Here is a 21,963-nt window from a genome sequence, read left to right as displayed (position 1 = left end):
GCCTCAGGAAACAATCGCGGAGGTCTGCATGACGGGACCCACAAACGAGGCGGAAACCGTTCTCAGGTTGGACGGTATTACCAAGCGCTTTGGGGCGCTGACGGCGAACGGCGAGGTTTCGCTGGATCTCAAGCGCGGCGAAATCCTTGCGCTTCTGGGCGAAAACGGCGCCGGCAAGACCACACTGATGAACATCCTGTTCGGCCATTATGTTGCCGATGAAGGGCAGGTTCTCGTTGGAACCGGCAGAACGGGCCTGCACGAATTGGAACCAGGATCGCCTCACGCAGCACTTGAAGCCGGTATCGGCATGGTGCACCAGCATTTTACGCTTGCGGAAAACCTCAGCGCCCTCGACAACATCGTTCTGGGCACCGAAAAGTTGTCATCGCTGACATCCGCGCACGCAGCCGCCCGCAAAAAACTGAAGGACCTGATCGAGCGTTCGGGGCTGAACGTCCCGTTGGATGCCCGGATTTCGCAGCTTTCGGTCGGCGAAAAGCAACGTGTTGAGATCCTGAAGGCACTTTACCGCGATGCCAGGGTGTTGGTTCTTGATGAACCGACCGCCGTCCTGACCCCGCAGGAATCAGACACACTTTTTGGAACCTTGAACAAGCTGGCCAAGGACGGGCTCGGCATCATCTTCATTTCGCACAAACTTGCGGAAGTCATGGCGTCGTCCCACCGGGTAGCGGTCCTGCGTGCTGGACGCAAGGTCGCGGACCTGCCCACCGCGGAATGCGACCTGAGAAAGCTTGCAGAGCTTATGGTCGGTCACGAAATCGTTGAAACCGTCCGGGACGCGGGATCTCCGGGTGCTCCGCTTTATGTGCTCGACAAAGTCTCCGCAGGGCATGGACGCGATGCCCTTCACGAGATCGATCTGACCCTGAGGGCGGGCGAGATCCTTGGAATTGCGGGCGTGTCCGGCAATGGTCAAACGATGCTCGCGCGCGTCATATCCGGATTGGTGACGCCCGTCTCAGGCTCAATCTCCCTGGCCGGGCAAAACGAAACGCACGCAAACGCCAGGAAAATGATTGAGAGCGGTCTGGCGCGCATCCCTGAGGACCGCCACCGTGATGGCATCGTCGGCGCAATGAGCGTTTCGGAGAACCTGGCAATCGAGACCATCCGCCATCCGGAAAACCAGCGCTTTGGTCTGTTGCGCTTCCGGGCAATGCTCGAAAAGGCACGGCAGTTGATTGAAGCTTACGATATCCGGTGCCAGGGAGAGGACAGTCAGGCGCGTCTGTTGTCGGGCGGCAATATCCAGAAGATCGTTCTGGCACGTACGCTTGAGCCCGAACCGACAGTCGTTCTTGCCGCTCAGCCCTCCCGAGGTCTCGATGTCGGCGCGACTTCAGACGTCCACAAACGCCTTTTGGCGGCGCGTGAAAGAGGCGCAGGCGTGATCCTGATATCCGAAGACCTTGATGAACTGATGCGCCTTTCCGACAGGATCGCGGTGATCCACCGCGGGCACCTGTCTGAGGCAGAGGAGACTGAAACCCTCGATCGCGGAACGCTTGGCCTGCGAATGGCAGGACATGGCGGGGAAGAAGCTGCATGATACGTCTTGAACCCCGCCCCCCGGCATCAGTTTCCCGCATGCTGGCAGTTTCCCTTGCCGCAGGTGCTGCCGCTCTGGTGCTTGCGGCCATTCCGATGAGTTTTGCCGGTCTTTCTGTATTCGAGGCCTATGGCCTGATCGTTAAAGGCGCCTTTGGCTCGGTCTTTGCTTTCACCGAAATGCTGACGCGCGCAACACCGCTCATCCTCACCGGGCTGGCGGCAGCCGTCGCATTCCGTGCCAAGCTCTGGAACATTGGGGCAGAAGGCCAACTCTATGCCGGTGCGCTGGCAGCTGTGGCCGTGGGGACAGGAGCTGTTTCCGGGCCGGGTTACATCCTTATTCCGGCAGTTGCCCTGGCCGGTGCGCTCGCGGGCGGGCTAGTCATGCTCGGCCCGACACTTTTGAAAAGCAAGCTGGGAGTTGACGAGGTCGTCACCACGCTCCTTTTGAACTTCATCATCCTGCTCTTCGTCCAGATGATGCTGGAAGGACCGATGCAGGATCCGATGGGGATGGGCTGGCCCCAGTCAGAACCCATTTTGGATGAAGCGGCGCTGCCCAAACTTTTGGAGCGGACGCGCATCCACTGGGGCCTGATTGTGGCTCTGGCCGCATCGTTGGGCGTCTATTTCCTGCTGAAGCGAACCGTCTGGGGATTCGAGATCAGAGCGGTCGGTGAGAACGCGGCCGCAGCTCGGCACGCCGGAATACCCGTGACCGCGACATTCATCCGGGTCGGTCTTCTGTCCGGTGCACTTGCAGGTCTCGCGGGCGTAGGAGAAGTTGCCGGTCTCAAGGGGTATCTGACCGCCGACCTGTCGCCCGGTTTCGGCTACTCGGGGATCGTCGTTGCCATGCTCGCGGGCTTGTCTCCCATCGGCGTGGTTTTTGCAGCACTCTTCATTGCCAGCATCTTTGTCGGCGCAGACTCAATGTCCCGCGCGACCGGAGTTTCCAACTATCTCGCAGACCTGATCGTTGCGATGGCGCTCTTGTGTGTTTTGGTTTCCGGTCTGTTTCTGCGGTTCAAGGTGAGATTTATCAGCGCTCCAGCAGCAAAGGGGTCTGCCGGATGATTGAAATTCTCGAGATACTCATTTCGCCCAACTTCTGGGCCGCCGCGCTGCGTATCGCAACACCTTTGATCTTCGGCGTGATCGGTGCCCTGATATGCGAGCGTGCGGGCGTCCTCAATCTGGGTATTGAAGGCATATTCACTGCCGGAGCGATGGCCGGCTGGATGGCGGTCTGGCTTGGGGCGGGACTGTGGGGCGGCGTTCTTGTTGCGGCATTTGCCGGCGCGGTCTTCGGACTGATCCATGCAATCCTGACGGTTCCGCTGGGTCTGTCCCAGCATGTCTCCGGTATCGGTGTCACACTGTTCGCCACATCGCTCAGTTATTTTATCTACCGGACTGCGCTGCCTGACGTGTCTTCACCTCCACGGATCGAGGCCTTCCAACCGCTGGATATTCCCGTATTGAGCGATTTGCCGTTCCTCGGCCCTGCCCTTTTCCAGCAGACTTCGCTGACATTTCTGGCGCTGTTGCTCGTTGTGGCGACCGGATACCTTCTCTACCGCACCCCGCTCGGCCTGGCGATTCAGGCCGTGGGCGACAATCCCTCTGCCGTGGAATCCCAAGGGCTGTCTGTATATGCGATACGCATCGGTGCGGTCGTTGCCGGCTCTTCGATCATGGCGCTTGGCGGCGCCTTTCTGACCATGTCCGCTTTCGACGCGTTTTTCTTCGGCATGGTCAATGGCCGCGGCTGGATCTGTATCGCGCTGACGGTCTTTGCCTCCTGGCGACCCGGGAAAGCCTTGCTCGGGGCTCTTCTTTTCGGCGCATTCGACGCCTTTCAGGTGCGCCTTCAGACCGAAGTGGGAAGCTTCATTCCAGGCCAGATCTTCCTGATGATGCCGTACATTCTGTCAATCGCCGCACTGATTGTTGTAGCGCGCCGCGCTGATTATCCCAGAGCGCTGCTCGTTCCCTATTTCCGTGGCCAACGCTGAGGTCAAGTCCGATGAGCTTTGATCTGATTGTCAAAAACGCAAACCTGCCCGATGGTCGGACCGGTGTTGACATTGCCTGCCGAAATGGCCGGATCGAAACGGTGGAACCCGGTATTTCCGCGCAGGCCGGCGATGTGATCGAGGCGGACGGGAACCTCGTTTCTCCGCCTTTTGTCGACAGCCACTTCCATATGGACGCAACGCTTTCGCTTGGTCTGCCACGCATGAATCAGAGCGGAACCCTCCTGGAGGGCATTGCCCTTTGGGGGGAATTGAAGGAGATCCTGACGGTTGATGCGGTTGTCGAGCGGGCATTGAAATATTGCGATCTCGCGGTCTCTCAGGGCCTTCTGGCGATCCGCACACATGTCGATGTTTGCGACGACCGCCTGACCGGCGTTGAGGGCCTTTTGGAAGTGCGGGACAGGGTTAGGGACTATATTGACCTGCAGCTGGTGGCCTTCCCGCAGGACGGGCTCTACCGATCTCCCAACGCCGAAAAGAACCTCCTGAAAGCACTCGACATGGGGGTCGATATCGTCGGCGGCATCCCGCATTTCGAACGCACCATGGAAGATGGTGCAAAGTCCGTGAAGCGGCTCTGTGAAATCGCAGCCGAACGCGGGCTGATGGTCGACATGCATTGCGACGAAACCGACGACCCGATGTCGCGTCACATCGAAACGCTCGCATATGAGACACAGCGGCTGGGACTTCAGAGCCGCGTCGCTGGGTCTCACCTGACCTCCATGCACTCGATGGACAACTACTACGTTTCCAAGCTGCTTCCGCTCATTGCAGAAGCCGAGGTGCACGCGATCGCCAATCCGCTGATCAACATCACACTACAGGGACGGCACGACACGTATCCCAAACGGCGCGGTCAAACCCGTGTGCCGGAATTGCGATCTTATGGAGTCAATGTCTCCTTCGGGCATGATTGCGTCATGGATCCATGGTACTCCATGGGGTCTGCCGACATGCTCGAAGTCGCGTCGATGGGTCTGCATGTGGCCCAGATGACCAGCCGGGAAGACATCCGCTACTGCTACGAGTGCGTTACCTCGCATCCCGCCAAGGCAATGAACCTTGAAGACTATGGCCTTGAGAAAGGCTGCAAAGCCGATTTCGTTCTTCTCCAGGCGCGCGATACGATCGAGGCAATCCGGTTGAAAGCCACCCGCCTCAAGGTTGTCAAAAGTGGCCGCGTGATCGCAACAACACCGGCGCGGCAAACCCGGCTGGCACTCGAAGGGCGTCCGCAATCAGTCGATCCGAGCAGCTACGCTCCGAACGAGGCCTGACCGAAATCGATTGTGCCAGACTGGACCGGCACAACCGTGGTTCACGCACTCATCCCAAGAGCACACGCGCCAACACCTCGGGTGCTGCTCAGTTCAGTTTTCCCGGCAGGCTCAGATCACCGGACGCGACATCGAAGACGTCCGTGACGCAAAGCAGAGGCGCATGGACGTTCTGGTTGACCCGCAGTGCCGACGTGACACCGTCATAGGACAGGCCCGCCGCAGTCGCTTCGTCGGCGAACGAAACGTTGATGGTGATTTCCGGGCCCTCGAGAATGGGAGTGAATCCCGGACTGTCGAGATATAGGGGCAAACCCGGCCAGGTCGCAGGCATCTTCGGCGTCGCACCGTCCGGTATGTCCTGAACGGAAAGCGCCCCGGCGCCACACGCGTCACTTGGTGCAAGCACCACCCAGTGCGAATGCCATTTTGCACCGTCATTGGCGACATCCCCATCGCCATCTTCATCAAAGAGCGGTGTGTCGTCGAAGTCGGGATGGCTGGTTGCGACAAGGGCGAGTATTCCCTCACCTCCCTCAAACCCGACGCTTTCCGGCGGAAGTGAGGTTGGCCAGACATAAGCCTGAACCGGTGCCCCCGCGAGCTCTCCGGCGGGCTCCGGGATTGTCTCGCCGGCTGTACCCTTGAGCGTCATGTGGAATGTGACGACACGGCCTTCACGGTGAACATGTGCCGCCAGAATATCGTAGTTCGGGTCGAGAGCGGTGTTCTCAGGCGACAGAACCGCCCCCTCCTGATGCAGCGCTTGATGGTTATGCTCACCATCTGCAAGCGCAAGCGCCGGAACGCTCGCAATCACCAAAGTTCCAAGGATCGATTTCAACATTTGCAAAACTCCTGATTTGACGATGGAGATTTAATAGTAGCGAGTCGAAACTATTGCAAGTTTAATTTCGACTCGCTACATATTGAGCATGAACGACACGACTCACGCCCTGGCGATCCGGGAACTCATCGATCGGCTTTCAAGGCTGAACGCTGCTGAAGACTGGAACGGTCCGCTGAACCCGTCACAATTTGCAGCGCTTGCCTATCTCGCTCGCGCCAACAGGTTCTCGCGTTCACCGTCACACGTTGCCGACTATCTCGCGACCACCCGCGGAACGGCGTCCCAGACGCTGAAGGCCCTTGCACGCAAAAAACTGATCAATGAGACCAGATCCGAAGCCGACAAGCGCAGTATCCGATATGACGTGACGGGCGACGGGAGAGCATTGCTGGATGAGCCTGCTTCAGACCTGAGCGATGTCATTGATGAGCTGCCCTCGGAAACTGTCGAGTGCCTCGCCGGATCCCTGAAAACGCTGGTGCTGGCAATTCTCCGGAAACGAAGCGGCAGATCTTTCGGCATCTGTCGCTCCTGCAGGCATTTTGCGCCACAAGCAGGAGGTGGCTATTGCAGCCTTCTCGAAGTTCCACTCAATAAATCCGACTCTGAAGAAATCTGCCACGAACATGAAGCCGCCTAGGAACCATACGACCATGGAAGCAACTGCCAAAATTCTCGGTCTTTACGAAGGAAGCCCCGAAAATCGCTGGGAAGGAAAAGCGTCTTCCGCCATACGCAAAAGCCGCCGCCAAGGACCACGGGAGGTGACGCCCACGGGTCTCGCCGGAGACCGGCAAGCGGATCTGGAAGCGCACGGAGGTCCTGACAAAGCCTTGCACATCTATCCCTTGGAACATTACGCAGACTGGCTCGAGGCTTTTCCGCAAACCTCTCAAACCTTCAAATCCGGCGGCTTCGGTGAAAACATCTCGAGCGCCGGCTTCACTGAAGAAAACCTTTGTATTGGCGACGTTCTGGCAGCCGGTCAGGTGCGTCTTCAGATTTCACAGGGCCGCCAGCCTTGCTGGAAACTGAACCTTCATACGGGCAACCCGGCAATGGCAGCATCGTTCCAGAAAACCGGCAAGACCGGCTGGTACGTGCGGGTGCTGGAGACCGGGGTTCTGCAGGAAGGAGACAGCTTGTCGCTTGTGGAACGCCCTTGCCCTGAATGGAACCTGCGCGACGTCATCCTGGCAAGGTTCAATCCCCGTCTGGATCCCGGGATCGCGAAAGCTCTCTCAGACCTTGAGCAGCTCGCAGAGCCCTGGCGTGCATCCTTTGCCAAAAAGGCAGATCCGAAATTTGTTGAAGACACCACCCGGAGACTGCAGGGATAGTCAGGACGGAAACGATGACGCCCTTCAGAATCTGCCGCGGCGCTTGCATCTTCTAAGCTTTTCCGCTATACGCGCGCTCGCGCCTGCACCCCTGGAGGAGGCGCACCTGGACCGATCCCGGACAACTCAAGTCAGCATGATAAGGTGGTTCGCCGGTCCGTTACCATACACTCAAGGAGTTTGCCATGGCTGCCAGCTATGAGCTGAAGGCGTCGGCACGGGACCGGGTGGGCAAGGGGGCCGCACGGGCACTGCGTCGCGAAGGCCTTCTACCTGCCGTGATCTACGGTGACAAAAAACCGGCAATGCCGATCACCATCCCGGTGAAGGAAACCACGCTTACCTTGCACAAGGGTGGCTTCACCGCACAGATCGGCATCATCGACGTTGACGGCGAAAAGCATCAGGTTATCGCTAAGGACTTTCAGCTGCACCCGGTGCGTGACGATGTCCTGCATGTCGACTTTCTGCGCGTTGCAAAGGGTGCGACCCTTACCGTTGAAATTCAGGTTCAGTTCCTGAACGAAGAAGATTGCCCGGGCCTCAAGAAGGGTGGCGTTTTGAACATTGTTCGCCACACTGTTGAAATGACCGTTCCGGCCGACTCGATTCCGGAATCCCTCGAGATTGACCTGGCGAATGCGGAACCGGGCGACAGCCTGCACATTTCCGCTGTGACTCTTCCGGAAGGCTGCCAGCCGACGATCACCGATCGCGACTTCACCATCGCGACGATCGCTGCACCGGCCGGCATGAAGGAAGAAGAAGAAGGCGAGGCTTCCGAAGAAGAAGCAACCGAAGAAGAAGCTCCCAGCGAGTAAGCTTCCGCTTCGACCGGATTTTCACAGAAGGCGGCCACCGCCTTCTGTATCGGGGCAGCCGTTTTCGGCTGCCTTTTCGTTTCAGCCATGATGTTGAAGGTGCGAGATGAAACTGATCGTCGGACTTGGCAATCCCGGCTCCAAATACGAGGGGCACCGGCACAACATCGGTTTCATGGCCGTTGACGAAATTCATCGCCGCCATTCCGGCTTCCAGCCCTGGCGCGCCCGCTTTCAGGGACAGGTATCGGAAGGCAGGCTTGGCAGCGAAAAAGTCCTTTTGCTGAAACCTTCCACCTACATGAATGAATCGGGCCGCTCGGTCGGGGAAGCAGCCCGGTTTTACAAGGTCGAACCCGAAGACATCGTTGTTCTCTACGATGAACTCGACCTGCCGCCCGCCAAATTCAGGATGAAAAACGGGGGCGGGCACGGAGGCCACAACGGGCTGAGATCGCTTACGGCCCATATTGGCGCCGACTACCGCAGACTTCGTCTTGGTATCGGGCATCCAGGCGACAAGAAACTTGTTTCGAACCATGTGCTCGGCGACTTTGCGAAGTCGGACCGCGACTGGCTTGAACCGCTGCTTCTAAATATCGCGGATCACGCGGATTTGCTGGCCGAAGGCAAGGACAGCCAGTTCGCGAACAAACTGACGCTTGCGCTGGCTCCTGAAAAAGCGCAGCGGACTGAAAAAGGCGGCACGCCCCGTACGGACAAGAGCGGAACGCAAAAACCCAAGGGGCAAAGTCACGTCCGCCAGGCGCGTCAGAAGAAACCGGTCGACCTGCCCAAATCCGGACCGATGGCCGAAATGCTAAAAAAACTTCTGGGTGGAAAATAAGACCCGTCCACGCTCGAAAAATCAGCCTCGAATTACTACTTTAACGAGAATAAAAAGTGTGATTCGCGTCACAAAATCGACATGGCGACTCCGCAATGGTACAATGTTTTTCATTGTAATTTGGGAGATGGACCATGCTTAGATCTCTAATAATTGCAGCAATTTCAATAACTTTCACAACTTCCGCTTCCGCCTTCGTCAAGCTTGAAGGGTATTTCATAGCCGAAAAGGCTTGCGAGGCGTATCAGAGCAAGAACAAGCAGACAAATCCGGGCAACATCGTCACGCACCCGGACATGGCTTACAAGATGCTCGGCATCAACAAGGAAGGTGGAGATTTCTTCCAGGTGCAGGTCGACGGCGCACCTGTCACTCCGTCGCGTTGGGTCAGCACCTCCTGCGGCCTCCACGTCGTTGAAGCCGATACCCGCACCAGCGGAAAGATTGAAGACACGGACGACGTCGTCATTGACCAGACCGGAACGGAATCGACCGACAATCTGCTGACGCTGAGCTGGCAACCTGCGTTTTGCGAAACCCGTCCGGGCAAAAAGGAGTGCCGGGATCTCAACGACGGCCACCTTCCGCACACCACGCGGCAACTGTCGATACACGGCCTCTGGCCGCAGCCAAAGGGCAACGACTATTGCGGCGTTCCCGCCACGATCAGAAACCTGGACAATCCTGACAACTGGCACCGTCTGCCCACACCGGAAATAGACACCGAAACCGCTGATGCACTGGAAGCTGCAATGCCGGGATTTGCGAGCTTCCTGCACCATCATGAATGGATCAAGCACGGCACCTGCTACTTCGGTGAAGGTGGTGCTGACGAATACTATGACGACACGCTTTACCTGACGGGGCTCGTCAACGACTCCGCCGTCGGCGACCTCTTCTTCAACAACGTTGGCAACGAGATCACGGGCGCGGAAATCAGGGCCGCCTTCGATACAAGTTTCGGAAACGGTAGCGGGGAACGAGTCCTCATCAAATGCAAATCGGATTCCGGCCGCACCTTGATCAACGAAATCTGGATAAGCCTGCAGGGTACGATTTCGCAGACCTCCGATCTAGGCGACCTGATGCGTTCAGCTGACACCACAGGCATGGGATGCAAACGCGGTATCGTCGATCCCGCCGGGCTACAGTAGGCCGACCGGTATCCAGGCACAGATCATAGGAAGCAAGGCTTGTTTTGCGCTCCCGCGCAGGCCAAGCCTTGACCTGCTGGGCGTGCTCGGGCATGTAGCGCGGCAACAGTTTCAGACACGAACCGAAAGCGATCTCCCATGGGATTCCAGTGCGGCATTGTCGGGCTGCCGAATGTCGGCAAGTCCACGCTTTTCAATGCGCTTACCAAAACCGCAGCGGCCCAGGCCGCCAATTATCCGTTTTGCACAATCGAACCGAATACCGGTGAAGTTGCGGTCCCGGATTCGCGCCTCTATGCGATCCGTGAAATTGCGCAGTCGAAAGAGGTCATTCCGACACGGATCACCTTTGTCGACATTGCAGGTCTTGTTCGCGGAGCGTCGAAGGGGGAAGGTCTCGGCAACCAGTTCCTGGCCAACATCCGTGAAGTCGATGCCATTGCCCACGTGCTGCGCTGCTTCGAAGACGACGACATCACCCATGTCGACGGTGCCATTGACCCGCTCGCCGATGCCGAAACGGTCGAGACCGAACTCATGGTTGCGGACATGGAAAGTCTGGAGCGCCGCATCGCCCCCTTGAAAAAGAAGGCAAATGGCGGCGACAAGGAAGCCAAGGCTGTTCTGCCGATCATGGAAGCTGCTCTTGTTCTCCTCCAGGACGGCAAACCGGCCCGTGCGCTTGAGACAGCCGATGCTGAAGAAGCCAAGATGCTGAAGGGGTTGAATCTGCTGACCTCCAAGCCCGTGCTTTACGTCTGCAACGTCGACGAAGCCTCAGCGGCGGACGGCAACGAACTGTCGCAAAAGGTTGCTGAAAGAGCCAAGCAAGAAGGTGCGGTCGCGGTCGTCATTTCCGCGGCCATCGAGGCGGAAATCTCACAGCTCGACAAGGACGAGCAGGACGAATTCCTGGAAACAATCGGCCTGGATGAGCCCGGCCTCGACCGGATGATCCGCGCCGGCTACGACCTCCTTGGTCTGATCACCTACTTCACCGCCGGTCCGAAGGAAACCCGCGCCTGGACCATTACAGAGGGCACCAAGGCGCCAGGGGCTGCAGGGGTCATTCATACCGATTTTGAGCGCGGCTTCATCCGTGCCCAGACAATCGCCTATGATGACTACGTGACACTCGGTGGCGAAAACCCGGCCAAGGAGGCTGGCAAGGCACGCGACGAAGGCAAGGAATACATCGTCAAGGACGGCGACGTTCTGCTCTTCAAGTTCAACACATAGATACTGAGAACGCGGGACTTCCCCCCTCTTTCATGAATTTAAAGCAATTTGCCCGAAGGTGCATGTCAGGTCCGCGGACCGGATCTGCACCTTTGGTCTGCCTGCGCATGAAAGAGGCTGATCCCGATGAGAGTTCTGTTGGCAATTTGCATCTACCTGTCCGCACTGATTTGCGGCCACGCAGCGGGTTTCACCAAAGTTCCCGAGCAAATCGATCCCGACTGCCGTCACGGGAGTGCCAGGATCTACGACGAATGCACCGATCAGCTTTTGCTCTTTGAAATCGCAATGCAGAGAGCCGCGAAAGAGGGCAAAGTGGTGCTGGTCTCTTACGGTGCGGAGTGGTGCATCTGGTGTCATGTGTTGAACGCCTATCTTGGCGGAGAAAAGACAAAGTTCGACTACGTCTATGCTGATCCAGGTGAGCCGGACGAGATCTATGAAGCTACCTTGTACGAGCGTGAAAACCGGGATGTGAGCGCCGAAGCCGCTGAGCTGAACACCTTCGTTCGGGATCATTTCATCGTCTTGCATATTGACTATTTCTTCGCCCCGAACGGAGACCGGGTACTGGAAAATTCGGGTGCCCTGGATCATCTGGGGGACGGAATCCCTTTTGTGTTTGTGGTGAATGCCTCGGGTAAGTTTCGCGCGGTCGTTGACGCCGATCTCGCAGAGACACGCCGCGATGAAGACTTCGACTGGTATCGCGGGTATGACCGGACGAGGCTTCTGTCTTCCCTGAAAAAAGCCTATCAAGCGGCGCTCCAATAACGCACGGACCCTCAAAGACTTACGCAATCACGCGCACGTCCATTCCTTCTCTTCCAATGCAAGGGGCCGAAGACGTCTTTCCTGTCCGCCGTGTCCATTGCATCGGGCGCAATTACGCCGCACACGCGGTCGAGATGGGACATGATCCGGACAAAAGACAAAAGAAAACCCCGTTGGCGCTTCCAACGGGGTTTTTCTTAGCTACGATCCAGACCCATCATCATCAAAGGGTTGGGACCTCTCTGGTCTAACCACTTGCGGTTCTTCTTGAGATCCGTGCGTGTGCTCGAGTTTGTGACCGGAGCACCATATTCGCGAAGCAAGCGGCTCATTTCGTAGTATGAGCGATTGTTGTATTCCATCATTTTTCTCCTCTTCTGTTGCAAAGGCTTCAAAGCCTTGTGCCTGACGAGGATATGGTGCGCGCCTGTGTCCGGTGTCTGTATGGAGGATTACAAACCGTCCACAATCCCATAAGGGCGACTGGAAAATGCGCCCGGCTCTGTTCAATGGAACCGGCGGGGTTGCAAACAAGGTACTTCTCCAGCGGGCCGGGTGCTGTTTTGAATAGACCGCACTAAAAAACCCCGCTGGCAAGCCAGCAGGGGTTTTCTTAGCTGCGGTCCAGGCCCAGCATCGTCAGCGGGTTCGGACCTTTATGGTTCTTCCACTTGCTGATTTGTTTGCCGAAACCAAACAGGGAACTCAGACGTGCCTGTTGGTCGTGCGATGCACGCGCCATGATATCGACAGTGTCAAGCGGGCTGTTCTTAAACTTCATCTAACTCACTCCCTTCTATGCAAGTGCATCATTGCCTTGCTGCTGAAAAGAATGTGGTGACGGCGGATGTTCGCTACGTGGCCTTGAGATTAACGATCCGTCATGTTCAGCTTCACCTGATTTGCACTGATTTGTATTCCGGGGAATTTATTCGTGACCTTTGACCAGATCGCATTGTTTGCACTTTTCGGGATTGTCTTCGCGCTTCTTGTCTGGGGCCGTATCCGGTTCGATCTCGTTGCTTTCGCGGCATTGATCGTCGGAGCCTTGCTGGGACTTGTTCCCTCAAATCAGATTTTTGCAGGCTTCGGCCATTCCGCTGTCATCATCATCGCGCTCGTCCTCATCGTCTCCAAGGGACTTATGAATTCCGGCGCGGTCGAATTGATTGCGAACCGCCTGCTGTCGGCCTCCAGGGGGTTGGCCCGGCACATCACACTGATGTCGGTTGTCGGAGCGGGTCTGTCCGGCATCATCAACAATGTTGCCGCCCTGGCGCTGCTGATGCCTCTTGATCTGGAAGCAGCCAAAAAGGCCGGAAGATCCCCAGGCCTGTCGCTGATGCCACTCTCGTTCGCGACGATCCTCGGCGGCATGATCACGCTCATCGGAACACCTCCAAACATCGTTATTGCCGAGTATCGGTCCGATGCGCTCGGCAATCCGTTTTCCATGTTCGATTTTGCGCCGGTCGGTCTGACAGTGGCAACATTCGGAATTGCATTTGTTGCCCTGTTCGGCTGGCGGCTTCTTCCGGCCCATTTTCGCGAAAAACCGAAGGACGAAGGCTTTGCCGACAGCCTCTATTCCGCGGAGCTGAAAGTCAGCAAGGTCTCGGAGGAAAACCCGGTTTCGGTCGGCGACCTATATCCCGTGGCCGAAGACAAGGATGTCACGATCATCGGCCTGATCAGAAACGGGCGCCGCATCAAAGGGTTTGCGAGGCGTGAGCCGATCAAAAGCGGTGATTTCCTCGTTGTTGAGGGTGACCCGAAAGCGATCGAGAGCTTCATGGGCGCCGCCAAACTCGGCTTTGCAGGATCCGAAAGGCACAAGGGCGGCCTTGGTGGATCCGCATTGTCGCTCGCCGAAGCCATCGCACCGGACAGTGCCCGCATAACAGGAACCAACGCATTCAATCTGAGGCTGCTCTATGGCCACGGCGTCACGTTGCTGGGTATCTCGCGCGAAGGCCGGCGCATCCAGAAACGCGTGCGGCACGAGATCATCCGTCCCGGCGATGTTCTGTTGCTGATCGGAACACCCGAACGGCTGGAGAACGCGTTCACATGGTTGGGAGTTCTTCCTTTGGAAGGGCGCCAGACGGGCATGATCCAGCGCAACAAGGCCTGGCTCGCGATTGCAGGCTTCATTCTGGCAATTGCGGTGGCGGTCGCCGGGTTCGCCTATCTCCCGGTGGCCCTTGCTGCTTGCGTGGTGCTCTACGCGGCGACAGGTCTTGTCAGCGGTTCGGAAGTCTACAACGCGGTCGAGTGGAAGGTCATTGTCCTTCTCGGCTCGTTGATCCCGCTCGGTCAGGCCTTTGAAAACGCCGGCAATGCGCAGTTGATTGCCGACGGTATTGTTGCAGTCACTGCGGGAGCGCCCGCATGGGTCACCCTCACCGTATTGATGATCGTGACAATGACCCTTTCGGATTTTTTGAACAATGTGGCGACATGCCTGATCGCGGCTCCCATATCCGTCCAGATTGCCGGGACCCTCAACGTCAATCCGGACCCGTTTTTGATGGCTGTGGCCGTCGCCGCGTCCTGCGCCTTCCTCACGCCGATCGGACACAAGAACAACACCATCATCATGGGGCCCGGAGGCTACAGGTTCGGCGATTACTGGCGCATTGGTCTGCCGCTCGAGATCCTCGTCCTGGCAGTTTCCATACCCGCAATCCTGGTTTTCTGGCCGCTTTGAGTGGACGCAGTAACCGAGAACCGTCAGGCGGCAGGCTTCAGCGGCAGGCAGATGTCGGTAAGGAGGTCTGCAGGGGCCGTGTCTCGCGGATTGTTGAGATAGACTTCCATGCAGGGCGCATCTGCCGGCTCCCGACCCGACTGGGTCAGCCATTCGCCATAGAGCCACTCATACGCCAATTTCATATCGGCATAGGGACCCTTGTAGTGCAGGACAGCATAGTCGCCGCCATAGGTTTCGATCGCTTCAAGAGGGGCCTCGATGGGGAACCCTTTTGAGACCGACACGCCTGCGGCCGAGAGAAGCTCATCTTCCGGCACATGCGTCGGATCGGAATAGTAAAGTCCCTTCATCGCGCCGGCCTGTCCCATGAGATTTCGACTGACCAGCACGCCGATGGCTTTTTCAAAGGCTTTGCCGATTTCCATATAGGGACCTTTGTGAGAAATGACCGCGAGCGTGTCTGTCGGAATGGCTTTGATTTCAACTTTATGCATGAGAAGTGATCCTCTGGTTCGGGGAATGGGAGCACCGCCATTGGCGGGCTCGAGTCGGCCTTCGACACCTCCCTCGCGATAGCTCGAGGGAGATTGCCCATAGACTTTCTTGAAACTTCGGCTGAACGCTTCCTGGCTGCCGTAACCGGCTCTGGCGGCGATCTCGGCAATCGGCATCCGGGAATAGGTAAGATCCGCTGACGCTCTGTGCAGTCTCAATCGCTTGACGGTCGCAACGACCGATTCGCCGTAGGCAGAATGCCAAACGCGATGCCAGTGCCAGGGAGACAGCGCGGCAACCTCCGCCAGGACGGTCAGATCCGGATCTTCGTCGAGATGCGCATAGATGTACTCGATGACGCGCGTGAAACGCCGCAAATAACCATCGTCTTTCGGGGAGATCGACCGCTTTTCGTGATTTGTCATTCGGAACCGTCCTTGCTCGATTGAGGTCAACCTAGCACCGGCCCATCTGACAAATCTTGCGGACTTGTGACCGCCAGGCACTTTGTCTTGTGACACGCCTCCCCTATGGTCGCACCGCAGCCAAACCAACCGGGATCGGAAAAATGAGTAGCACCAAACGAATTCTCTTCACCGGCGGTTCCGGCAAGGCGGGGCGGCACGTCGTGCCCTATTTGCTGGGTAAGGGGCACAGGGTGGTAAATGTCGATCTGACCCCACTCGACCATCCGGGTGTCGACAACCTGACAGCGGACATTACGCAGTCGGGTGAGATGTTCAACGTCATGACCAGCTACGCCAATTTCGACGAGCTGGAACCCGGCACCGGAGTGCCCGCATTCGATGCCGTCGTGCATTTTGCGGCCGTTCCGCGCATCCTGATTCACCCGGACAACAAGACATTCGAGGTCAACACGGTCGGGACCTACAATGTGATCGAAGCGGCCGTGAAACTCGGCATCCGCAAGATCGTGATCGCCTCGTCCGAAACGACCTATGGCGTCTGTTTTGCCGACGGAACCGTCGACCCGGATATCCTTCCGGTGGAAGAAGACTACGACGTCAATCCGATGGACAGCTACGGCCTCTCCAAAGTCGTCAACGAACAGACCGCGCGGTCCTTTCAGCGCCGCTCGGGGGCCGATATCTATGCGCTGCGCATCGGCAACGTCATCGAGCCGCATGAATATGATCGCTTTCCGGACTTCTTTGAAAACCCGGCGCAGCGGCGGCGGAACATTTTCTGCTATATCGACGCAAGGGATCTCGGACAGATCGTCGATTTGTGCCTTGAAAAGGATAGCCTGGGTTTCCAGGTCTTCAATGCGGGAAACGATACCAATTCGGTCAACATGCCGAACGCGGAAATCCTGGCGCGCTTCTTCCCGGACGTGCCGCTAAGCCGCGGCCTGGGAACACACGAGGCCCTGTTTTCAAATCGCAAGATCCGTGAAGTGCTCGGTTTTCGTGAGGAGCACAATTGGCGCAACTATGTCAGCGGTTGAAGCAGACAAACTAGGTGACCAGGACGGATCGACTTGGCATCTGTCTTTCGGGCGCCGGCAGGTTCGTGTTACGAAACATTGGCAACAGCACTTCATCTAAAGCTTCTTGTGTCACCTTCAAAGGCAACCGAACAGCCCGCTTTCATGACAACACCACGATATTTCGAAGACTTCACGGCAGGGCAGGAACTTGACCTTGGCTCGATCGAAGTCTCCAGAGACGACATCATCGAGTTCGCAACAGAGTTCGACCCGCAGGATTTTCACGTCAGCGACGAGGGCGGAAAGGCGTCAATGCTCGGAGGTCTGGCCGCCTCGGGCTGGCATACAGCCAGCATCGTCATGCGCCTTCTGGCCACGAACCTCTTCAACAAGAGTTCGGGCCGCGGGTCGCCAGGCGTCAGCAGGCTGAAGTGGAAACATCCCGTATTTCCGGGAGATGTCCTGTCCGCCAGTGCCCAGATCCTGGATACAAAGGATCTGCGTTCCAAGCCGCTTCTTGGGATGGTCTTTATAAAGATCACAGCGGTCAACCAGAACGACACAGAGGTTATCGAATGGGAAAACCCGGTCTTGTTTGAAAAGCAGGAGGCCGGCGAATGATTTCGTTTTTTGAGGACGTCACTGTCGGCGAAACCCTTGAACTCGGCAACTACACTTTCGACAAGGACGAGATTATCCGCTTTGCCGAGAAGTACGATCCGCAGCCTTTTCATTTGAGCGAAGAAGAGGCTTCAAAAACCCATTTCGGACGTCTGTGTGCATCCGGTTGGCACACCGCATCGATATTCATGAAGCTGTTCGTTTCAAAGATGCGGGAGCTCCAGGACGAAGCCCGGAAATCGGACACTCCGATTGCACAGATCGGCCCCTCACCGGGGTTTCAGGATCTGAAGTGGATCAGGCCTGTCTATCCCGGCGACACGCTCCGCTACACGCGCATAGTCACCGGCAAAACGGAGAGCCGCAGCCGCCCCGAATGGGGCCTGATCCACTCGGACATGCTGGCGCACAATCAGGATGGGACGCTGGTGTTTTCCTTCAAGGCAACGGTGTTCGTTGAGAGAAAAACACAATAGTTTCAATGTACCGTTGCGTGGCCCAAAGGATCAGCGCCAATTGGGACGACGAGCGCGTGCCGTGTGGCGAATGTTCAGGTCGAATTTTGAGATCAAGGAATTGAGTGCTCCCCATGTTCATACGATACGCCATTTGTGCCATCACGTTCGGAGCATCGGCAGCGCATGCCGATGTGTGGACCTTTGAGACACCGTCTGAGAATATTCAATGCGTAGTTGGGGAAGGCGCCGAGTCGTCCGACCTCACCTGCACGATTATTGAGCGGGGTGGGGCCCCGCCCCTTCCCAAACCGGCGACCTGCGCGTCGGACTGGGGACATACGTTTTACATGGCCGACAGAGGCCCTGCCGAAATTCTGTGCGAGCGGACAAGCCGGGACAAAGGTGGCTTCGACCGGGCCGAATATGGCGTTACGGGCGAATTCGGCGGATTCACCTGCTTCTCGTCAACGAAGGGCCTTCGGTGCGAAAACCTTGACGGTCACGGTTTCTTCCTGTCGCGACGGCGGCAAGAAGTGTTCTGAGAAAGGGATCGCAGCGGACATAAGCTCGGCACCTGGCTTTGATAGTCGTTCAGGCCGGGTCCCGAGCGTTGGTTAGAGGGCTCTTGCGAATAGCACCTCGTCACGGATCTCGATACCATAGTCGCCGCGCAGCGGGATGCCAGGCTTCTGTTCACGTTCCTGGTCAATCACACCCTGCCCGATCCGTTCGAAACGGAAACCGCGCCGCTGGTAGAACCGGAACGCATCGAGATTGTCGTTGGACGTTCTGACCGTAAGACGGGGTACGTTTTGCGAGCGCGCTTCAGTCACGACCGCGTCCAGCAATTGGCTACCGACGCCCCCCCAGCGATTGATCGAATCCAGCGTCAGGATTTCCCACTCGCCGTCGCGCTTGATCAGCGTCACCAGTCCGACCAGAGTGTCGCCGTCAAAGGCGACATAGCCCGGTAACCGTGGCGCATCGAACACTTCATTGTCGAGCATGATTTCAGGGGCAGTCCAGCGGTCCGTCAGAAGCTGACGCACGGCGTCATAGTCGCTTTCTTCCGTAGGTCGAATGATCACAGGCATTTAGGGGCTCCTAGCGGGTGAATATCCGGCTTTTCAAGGGACTGCGCGCCTGCCAGCGCGCGCGTTCAAGTTCCGGGTCGACGTGTTCTTCTTCGGGATAACCAACACATAGATAAGCCACGAGCTGCCAGTTGGCGTCAACCTGAAGGATCGTTGAGACAGTCTCAGGTTCAAGAATTGATACCCAACCAACGCCGATTCCTTCGCTCCGCGCGGCCAGCCAGAATGTGTGGATCATGCCGACGGCCGAGTAGGCAAGCGTTTCAGGCATCGTGGCCCTGCCAAGCCCTGCGCCCTGCACCGGATCCGTGTCGCAGTAAACGGCCAAGTGAACAGGCGCTTCCCGGAGCCCGGCAAGTTTAAGTTGCTTGTACCGAAGCGCCTGGTCCCGGTCGTACTTTTGGGACGCAAGCTCGTTCTGCGTTTCAAAGCACGCGATTACTTTGTCCCGTTTCTCCTCACTGCCGACAACCACAATGCGCCATGGCTGGCTGTTCCCGACAGATGGCGCAAGATCGGCGAGACGGAGCAAGTTGTCGAGCTTGCCCACAGGCAGCGGATCTCTCTTGAAACGGCGCACGTCTCTGCGCCATTTCAAGAGTGTTTCGAAATCGCACCGAAAGTCGTCTGTGAACTGGGGCCGGTCGACCGGACTATCGGCTTCGTCTGCCATCGGCTGTCAGTGCCCGGGGAATTCCACCAGCGTGCGGACGGGAACGCTCAGCTCCTCCAGCTTCTTGCGTCCACCCAGATCCGGCAGATCGACAATGAAACAGGCTGCCTCAATATTCGCACCCATCGATCTGAGCAGCTTGCAGGCCGCTTCTGCCGTGCCGCCGGTCGCAATCAGATCGTCAACGAGAATAACGCGGTCGCCAGGCTGGATCGCATCCTTGTGCATTTCCATCTCATCCAGCCCGTACTCGAGCGAATACGCAATCCGCACGGTCTCGTGCGGCAGCTTTCCTTTTTTGCGTATCGGAACAAACCCAGCGGAAACCTGATGCGCTACGGCGCCACCCAGAATGAAACCCCGCGCCTCGATGCCCGCGATCTGGTCTACCTTCGAGCCGGCCCAGGGCTGAACGAGCGCGTCCACGGCGCGCCGGAAGGCGCGTGCGTTGCCGAGAAGCGTCGTGATATCGCGAAACAGAATGCCCTCTTTCGGATAGTCCTTGATCGTGCGGATCGCGTGGATCAATTCATCCTGGATTGTCTGTTCGGTCATCGAGCTCTCTTTCTTCGGCTGATCGTTCCGGCACATGCCCCGACCGACGCTTATACCAAGTTTGCGCGTTTGATCGAAGCGAATTCGCTAGTATTCAATGAATGTTGTGGCCGTCCGGAAAGAGCTAGCCAGCTTTGTTCAAAACGCGACCGGCGATAGCATCCAGCTTTGCGACAAGCACTGGATCCCGTTTTTCCGGCGCGGTTATAAAGGCGAATTCGAGCGCCGTATCCGACCCTGCCGGGCAAGACTGATGTTCGCGAGGCAAATCGCGCGCAACGCGTGCCACAAGACGCTGAGCGTTCTCCGCATTGTCATGCAGGACCTTGATGATCGCCTGAATGTCGACTTCCCCGTGGTCCGGATGCCAGCTGTCGTAGTCAGTCACCATGGCGACGGTTGCGTAGCAGATTTCCGCTTCGCGGGCGAGCTTTGCTTCCGGCATGTTTGTCATCCCGATCACGTCGCAACCCCACGACCGGTAGAGATGGCTCTCGGCGAGCGAGGAGAATTGCGGTCCTTCCATCGCAAGGTATGTCCCGCCACGGGCATAGGCGAGGCTTTCCGCTTCTGCGGCGGCTGCAACGGCATCGATCAGCTTTGGGCTCACCGGTGTTGCCATGGAGACATGCGCGACACAGCCGGTCCCGAAGAAGCTCTTTTCACGCGCGATTGTCCGGTCGATGAACTGATCGACAAGAACGAAAGTCCCCGGCGCATGTTCTTCCTTGAGCGAGCCGCATGCGGAAACCGAAAGGAGATCCGTCACGCCGCAACGTTTCATGACATCAATATTGGCACGGTAATTTATCGTGGTTGGCGAATAGACATGCCCCCTGCCATGCCGGGGCAAAAACACGATCTTCAAACCGTCGATTTCACCAATGCGAACCTGGTCGGAAGGCGTGCCCCACGGGCTTTCGACGGTTATCCATTCGGAATTTTGAAGTCCGGGAAGGTCGTAGATGCCGGACCCGCCGATTATCCCAAGAACCGCGTCAGCCATTTCCAAGTCTCCAGTCATGCAACAGTCCGACCTGCTGATTAACAAGCGGCATGCATGTTGAACAGATCAAAAAGAAAAAAAGGCGGGCCCAAGGCCCGCCTTTCGAGATCTGTCCATATTGGACCCGGTCAGTGTTCGACGTTGCGCCACAGCTGCTTCTTGGTGAAGTAGAGCAATCCTGCGAACACGATCAGGAAGATCATCACGCGGAAGCCGATCTTCTTGCGGTCTTCAAGATGGGGTTCTGCGGCCCACATCATGAACGCTGAAACGTCTTTTGCGTATTGCTCGACCGTCATCGGAGTTCCGTCGGTGTACTCTACCGCCTCGTCATAAAGCGGCGGCGCCATCGAGATGAACTCACCGGCCAGGAACGAGTGGTTATAGTACTGACCGTCCGGCACCGTGACGCCTTCGGGCGCATCTACATAACCCGTCAGAAGCGAGTAGATGTAGTCAGGACCGTTCTCCTGGTACTGCGTGAAGATATCGAACACGAAGCCCGGGAAGCCACGCTGTGCCGCGCGCGCTTTTGCAAGCAGGGAGAAGTCCGGCGGATAGGCGCCGTTGTTGGCCGCACGGGCCGCCTGCTCGTTCGGGAACGGAGACGGGAAACGGTCTGCCAGGATCGCCGGGCGCTCGAACATTTCGCCGAAGTCGTCCGGACCGTCGATGACGGTGTATTCGGCCGCAACGGCCTTTGCCTGGTCTTCCGTGAAGCTCGGACCGCCGTTTTCAGCAAGATTGCGGAATGCGACCAGTCGCAAACCGTGGCAGGCGGAACAGTTTTCACGATAGACCTTGAAGCCGCGCTGCAACTGCGCCCTGTCAAAGAAACCGAATGGGCCGGCAAAGGACCAGTTCTGATAATCGATTTCCACATTGGCGCCAGCAGCGATCGCCGGTGTCGCGATGGCGAGAGACGCCACCGCTGCGAAGGCCCGAACCATTTTGATCATGGTGCTCATTGTCT

At 57.5% G+C, this 21,963-nt stretch carries 25 protein-coding genes and 1 pseudogene; 17 read left to right on the top strand and 9 right to left on the bottom strand.

The window, feature by feature from the left end; all coding sequences use genetic code 11:
* The first annotated feature begins 28 nt into the window (after positions 1-28).
* Genes Q0915_RS02230 through Q0915_RS02215 form a run of 4 tightly spaced genes read left to right on the top strand, consistent with a single transcriptional unit; the run spans position 29 to position 4,900 of the window.
* The gene (locus Q0915_RS02230; protein WP_299472831.1) at positions 29-1,576 is read left to right on the top strand and encodes an ABC transporter ATP-binding protein; all 1,548 of its coding nucleotides are present in this window, start codon (positions 29-31) and stop codon (positions 1,574-1,576) included.
* Complete coding sequence (locus tag Q0915_RS02225) at positions 1,573-2,655, top strand: ABC transporter permease (RefSeq protein WP_299472829.1); 1,083 nt, start codon at positions 1,573-1,575, stop codon at positions 2,653-2,655. The genes Q0915_RS02230 and Q0915_RS02225 overlap by 4 nt, the downstream gene beginning before the upstream one ends.
* Positions 2,652-3,596, top strand: coding sequence for an ABC transporter permease (locus Q0915_RS02220; RefSeq protein ID WP_299472827.1), 945 nt, complete (start codon positions 2,652-2,654; stop codon positions 3,594-3,596). The genes Q0915_RS02225 and Q0915_RS02220 overlap by 4 nt, the downstream gene beginning before the upstream one ends.
* An 11-nt stretch (positions 3,597-3,607) precedes the next feature.
* Positions 3,608-4,900, top strand: coding sequence for an amidohydrolase family protein (locus tag Q0915_RS02215; RefSeq protein WP_299472825.1), 1,293 nt, complete (start codon positions 3,608-3,610; stop codon positions 4,898-4,900).
* An 88-nt stretch (positions 4,901-4,988) separates the two neighbouring features.
* On the opposite strand, the gene Q0915_RS02210 is transcribed toward Q0915_RS02215, so the two are convergent.
* Positions 4,989-5,747 (bottom strand): hypothetical protein, encoded by a 759-nt coding sequence (locus Q0915_RS02210; protein WP_299472823.1) that lies wholly within the window; start codon positions 5,745-5,747, stop codon positions 4,989-4,991.
* An 88-nt stretch (positions 5,748-5,835) separates the two neighbouring features.
* Here Q0915_RS02210 and Q0915_RS02205 point away from each other — a divergent pair, with 88 nt between their 5' ends.
* The 8 genes and pseudogenes from Q0915_RS02205 to Q0915_RS02170 all read left to right on the top strand — a co-directional run.
* Complete coding sequence (locus tag Q0915_RS02205) at positions 5,836-6,390, top strand: MarR family winged helix-turn-helix transcriptional regulator (RefSeq protein WP_299472821.1); 555 nt, start codon at positions 5,836-5,838, stop codon at positions 6,388-6,390.
* 13 nt (positions 6,391-6,403) lie between these two features.
* Positions 6,404-7,090, top strand: a complete 687-nt coding sequence (locus Q0915_RS02200; RefSeq protein ID WP_299472819.1) for an MOSC domain-containing protein — start codon at positions 6,404-6,406, stop codon at positions 7,088-7,090.
* Between the two features lie 185 nt (positions 7,091-7,275).
* The gene (locus Q0915_RS02195) at positions 7,276-7,911 is read left to right on the top strand and encodes a 50S ribosomal protein L25/general stress protein Ctc (RefSeq protein ID WP_299472817.1); all 636 of its coding nucleotides are present in this window, start codon (positions 7,276-7,278) and stop codon (positions 7,909-7,911) included.
* A 106-nt stretch (positions 7,912-8,017) separates the two neighbouring features.
* Complete coding sequence (gene pth, locus Q0915_RS02190) at positions 8,018-8,758, top strand: aminoacyl-tRNA hydrolase (protein ID WP_299472815.1); 741 nt, start codon at positions 8,018-8,020, stop codon at positions 8,756-8,758.
* Positions 8,759-8,892: 134 nt separating this feature from the next.
* Positions 8,893-9,912, top strand: coding sequence for a ribonuclease T (locus Q0915_RS02185; protein WP_299472813.1), 1,020 nt, complete (start codon positions 8,893-8,895; stop codon positions 9,910-9,912).
* Between the two features lie 138 nt (positions 9,913-10,050).
* Positions 10,051-11,151, top strand: coding sequence for a redox-regulated ATPase YchF (ychF, locus tag Q0915_RS02180; RefSeq protein ID WP_299472811.1), 1,101 nt, complete (start codon positions 10,051-10,053; stop codon positions 11,149-11,151).
* 126 nt (positions 11,152-11,277) lie between these two features.
* Complete coding sequence (locus Q0915_RS02175; RefSeq protein WP_299472809.1) at positions 11,278-11,925, top strand: DUF255 domain-containing protein; 648 nt, start codon at positions 11,278-11,280, stop codon at positions 11,923-11,925.
* Positions 11,926-11,981: 56 nt separating this feature from the next.
* A pseudogene (locus tag Q0915_RS02170) lies at positions 11,982-12,080 on the top strand (FAA hydrolase family protein); the annotation flags it as partial.
* Positions 12,081-12,122: 42 nt separating this feature from the next.
* Here the strand turns inward: Q0915_RS02170 and Q0915_RS02165 are convergent.
* Positions 12,123-12,287: a hypothetical protein gene (locus tag Q0915_RS02165; protein ID WP_299474722.1), complete on the bottom strand. Its 165-nt coding sequence runs from the start codon at positions 12,285-12,287 to the stop codon at positions 12,123-12,125.
* A 251-nt stretch (positions 12,288-12,538) separates the two neighbouring features.
* Positions 12,539-12,706 carry a hypothetical protein gene (locus Q0915_RS02160; RefSeq protein ID WP_299472807.1) on the bottom strand — a complete coding sequence of 56 codons (168 nt, stop codon included), beginning with the start codon at positions 12,704-12,706 and terminating at the stop codon, positions 12,539-12,541.
* A 153-nt stretch (positions 12,707-12,859) separates the two neighbouring features.
* Here Q0915_RS02160 and Q0915_RS02155 point away from each other — a divergent pair, with 153 nt between their 5' ends.
* Positions 12,860-14,635: an SLC13 family permease gene (locus Q0915_RS02155; protein WP_299472805.1), complete on the top strand. Its 1,776-nt coding sequence runs from the start codon at positions 12,860-12,862 to the stop codon at positions 14,633-14,635.
* 23 nt (positions 14,636-14,658) lie between these two features.
* Here Q0915_RS02155 and Q0915_RS02150 read toward each other — a convergent pair whose 3' ends face one another.
* On the bottom strand, positions 14,659-15,558 hold the full coding sequence (locus Q0915_RS02150; RefSeq protein ID WP_299472803.1) for an AraC family transcriptional regulator: 900 nt from the start codon (positions 15,556-15,558) through the stop codon (positions 14,659-14,661).
* A gap of 143 nt (positions 15,559-15,701) precedes the next feature.
* On the opposite strand from Q0915_RS02150, the gene Q0915_RS02145 reads away from it, so the two are divergent.
* The 4 genes from Q0915_RS02145 to Q0915_RS02130 all read left to right on the top strand — a co-directional run bounded on the left by Q0915_RS02145 (position 15,702) and on the right by Q0915_RS02130 (position 18,204).
* A complete protein-coding gene (locus Q0915_RS02145) occupies positions 15,702-16,601 on the top strand; it encodes an NAD(P)-dependent oxidoreductase (RefSeq protein ID WP_299472801.1) in 900 nt (299 codons plus the stop codon).
* A 144-nt stretch (positions 16,602-16,745) separates the two neighbouring features.
* Complete coding sequence (locus tag Q0915_RS02140) at positions 16,746-17,204, top strand: MaoC family dehydratase (RefSeq protein ID WP_299472799.1); 459 nt, start codon at positions 16,746-16,748, stop codon at positions 17,202-17,204.
* Positions 17,201-17,680, top strand: coding sequence for a MaoC family dehydratase (locus Q0915_RS02135; protein WP_299472797.1), 480 nt, complete (start codon positions 17,201-17,203; stop codon positions 17,678-17,680). The genes Q0915_RS02140 and Q0915_RS02135 overlap by 4 nt, the downstream gene beginning before the upstream one ends.
* Positions 17,681-17,793: 113 nt before the next feature.
* The gene (locus Q0915_RS02130; protein WP_299472795.1) at positions 17,794-18,204 is read left to right on the top strand and encodes a DUF6636 domain-containing protein; all 411 of its coding nucleotides are present in this window, start codon (positions 17,794-17,796) and stop codon (positions 18,202-18,204) included.
* 72 nt (positions 18,205-18,276) lie between these two features.
* Here Q0915_RS02130 and Q0915_RS02125 read toward each other — a convergent pair whose 3' ends face one another.
* From Q0915_RS02125 to Q0915_RS02105, 5 genes are all read right to left on the bottom strand, one after another.
* Positions 18,277-18,756: a GNAT family N-acetyltransferase gene (locus tag Q0915_RS02125; RefSeq protein ID WP_299472793.1), complete on the bottom strand. Its 480-nt coding sequence runs from the start codon at positions 18,754-18,756 to the stop codon at positions 18,277-18,279.
* Positions 18,757-18,766: 10 nt separating this feature from the next.
* Entirely contained in the window at positions 18,767-19,429 is a 663-nt protein-coding gene (bluB, locus tag Q0915_RS02120) for a 5,6-dimethylbenzimidazole synthase (RefSeq protein ID WP_299472791.1), read from the bottom strand.
* Positions 19,430-19,435: 6 nt separating this feature from the next.
* Positions 19,436-19,984 carry an adenine phosphoribosyltransferase gene (locus Q0915_RS02115; protein ID WP_299472789.1) on the bottom strand — a complete coding sequence of 183 codons (549 nt, stop codon included), beginning with the start codon at positions 19,982-19,984 and terminating at the stop codon, positions 19,436-19,438.
* Positions 19,985-20,108: 124 nt separating this feature from the next.
* Complete coding sequence (locus Q0915_RS02110) at positions 20,109-20,990, bottom strand: S-methyl-5'-thioadenosine phosphorylase (RefSeq protein WP_299472787.1); 882 nt, start codon at positions 20,988-20,990, stop codon at positions 20,109-20,111.
* A 128-nt stretch (positions 20,991-21,118) separates the two neighbouring features.
* Positions 21,119-21,958, bottom strand: a complete 840-nt coding sequence (locus Q0915_RS02105; protein WP_299472785.1) for a cytochrome c1 — start codon at positions 21,956-21,958, stop codon at positions 21,119-21,121.
* Between the last annotated feature and the right edge of the window lie 5 nt (positions 21,959-21,963).

The organism is uncultured Roseibium sp. (genome assembly GCF_947494555.1).
Classification (GTDB): domain Bacteria; phylum Pseudomonadota; class Alphaproteobacteria; order Rhizobiales; family Stappiaceae; genus Roseibium.
This window is presented reverse-complemented; position numbering and strand designations above follow the sequence as displayed.

Excerpts from the sequence above, each read along its gene's own strand:
- Q0915_RS02230 (WP_299472831.1), top strand. The coding sequence starts at position 29 with ATGACGGGACCCACAAACGAGGCGGAAACCGTTCTCAGGTTGGACGGT.
- Q0915_RS02225 (WP_299472829.1), top strand. The coding sequence starts at position 1,573 with ATGATACGTCTTGAACCCCGCCCCCCGGCATCAGTTTCCCGCATGCTG.
- Q0915_RS02220 (WP_299472827.1), top strand. The coding sequence starts at position 2,652 with ATGATTGAAATTCTCGAGATACTCATTTCGCCCAACTTCTGGGCCGCC.
- Q0915_RS02215 (WP_299472825.1), top strand. The coding sequence starts at position 3,608 with ATGAGCTTTGATCTGATTGTCAAAAACGCAAACCTGCCCGATGGTCGG.
- Q0915_RS02210 (WP_299472823.1), bottom strand. The coding sequence starts at position 5,747 with ATGTTGAAATCGATCCTTGGAACTTTGGTGATTGCGAGCGTTCCGGCG.
- Q0915_RS02205 (WP_299472821.1), top strand. The coding sequence starts at position 5,836 with ATGAACGACACGACTCACGCCCTGGCGATCCGGGAACTCATCGATCGG.
- Q0915_RS02200 (WP_299472819.1), top strand. The coding sequence starts at position 6,404 with ATGGAAGCAACTGCCAAAATTCTCGGTCTTTACGAAGGAAGCCCCGAA.
- Q0915_RS02195 (WP_299472817.1), top strand. The coding sequence starts at position 7,276 with ATGGCTGCCAGCTATGAGCTGAAGGCGTCGGCACGGGACCGGGTGGGC.
- pth (WP_299472815.1), top strand. The coding sequence starts at position 8,018 with ATGAAACTGATCGTCGGACTTGGCAATCCCGGCTCCAAATACGAGGGG.
- Q0915_RS02185 (WP_299472813.1), top strand. The coding sequence starts at position 8,893 with ATGCTTAGATCTCTAATAATTGCAGCAATTTCAATAACTTTCACAACT.
- ychF (WP_299472811.1), top strand. The coding sequence starts at position 10,051 with ATGGGATTCCAGTGCGGCATTGTCGGGCTGCCGAATGTCGGCAAGTCC.
- Q0915_RS02175 (WP_299472809.1), top strand. The coding sequence starts at position 11,278 with ATGAGAGTTCTGTTGGCAATTTGCATCTACCTGTCCGCACTGATTTGC.
- Q0915_RS02165 (WP_299474722.1), bottom strand. The coding sequence starts at position 12,287 with ATGGAATACAACAATCGCTCATACTACGAAATGAGCCGCTTGCTTCGC.
- Q0915_RS02160 (WP_299472807.1), bottom strand. The coding sequence starts at position 12,706 with ATGAAGTTTAAGAACAGCCCGCTTGACACTGTCGATATCATGGCGCGT.
- Q0915_RS02150 (WP_299472803.1), bottom strand. The coding sequence starts at position 15,558 with ATGACAAATCACGAAAAGCGGTCGATCTCCCCGAAAGACGATGGTTAT.
- Q0915_RS02145 (WP_299472801.1), top strand. The coding sequence starts at position 15,702 with ATGAGTAGCACCAAACGAATTCTCTTCACCGGCGGTTCCGGCAAGGCG.
- Q0915_RS02140 (WP_299472799.1), top strand. The coding sequence starts at position 16,746 with ATGACAACACCACGATATTTCGAAGACTTCACGGCAGGGCAGGAACTT.
- Q0915_RS02135 (WP_299472797.1), top strand. The coding sequence starts at position 17,201 with ATGATTTCGTTTTTTGAGGACGTCACTGTCGGCGAAACCCTTGAACTC.
- Q0915_RS02130 (WP_299472795.1), top strand. The coding sequence starts at position 17,794 with ATGTTCATACGATACGCCATTTGTGCCATCACGTTCGGAGCATCGGCA.
- Q0915_RS02125 (WP_299472793.1), bottom strand. The coding sequence starts at position 18,756 with ATGCCTGTGATCATTCGACCTACGGAAGAAAGCGACTATGACGCCGTG.
- bluB (WP_299472791.1), bottom strand. The coding sequence starts at position 19,429 with ATGGCAGACGAAGCCGATAGTCCGGTCGACCGGCCCCAGTTCACAGAC.
- Q0915_RS02115 (WP_299472789.1), bottom strand. The coding sequence starts at position 19,984 with ATGACCGAACAGACAATCCAGGATGAATTGATCCACGCGATCCGCACG.
- Q0915_RS02110 (WP_299472787.1), bottom strand. The coding sequence starts at position 20,990 with ATGGCTGACGCGGTTCTTGGGATAATCGGCGGGTCCGGCATCTACGAC.
- Q0915_RS02105 (WP_299472785.1), bottom strand. The coding sequence starts at position 21,958 with ATGAGCACCATGATCAAAATGGTTCGGGCCTTCGCAGCGGTGGCGTCT.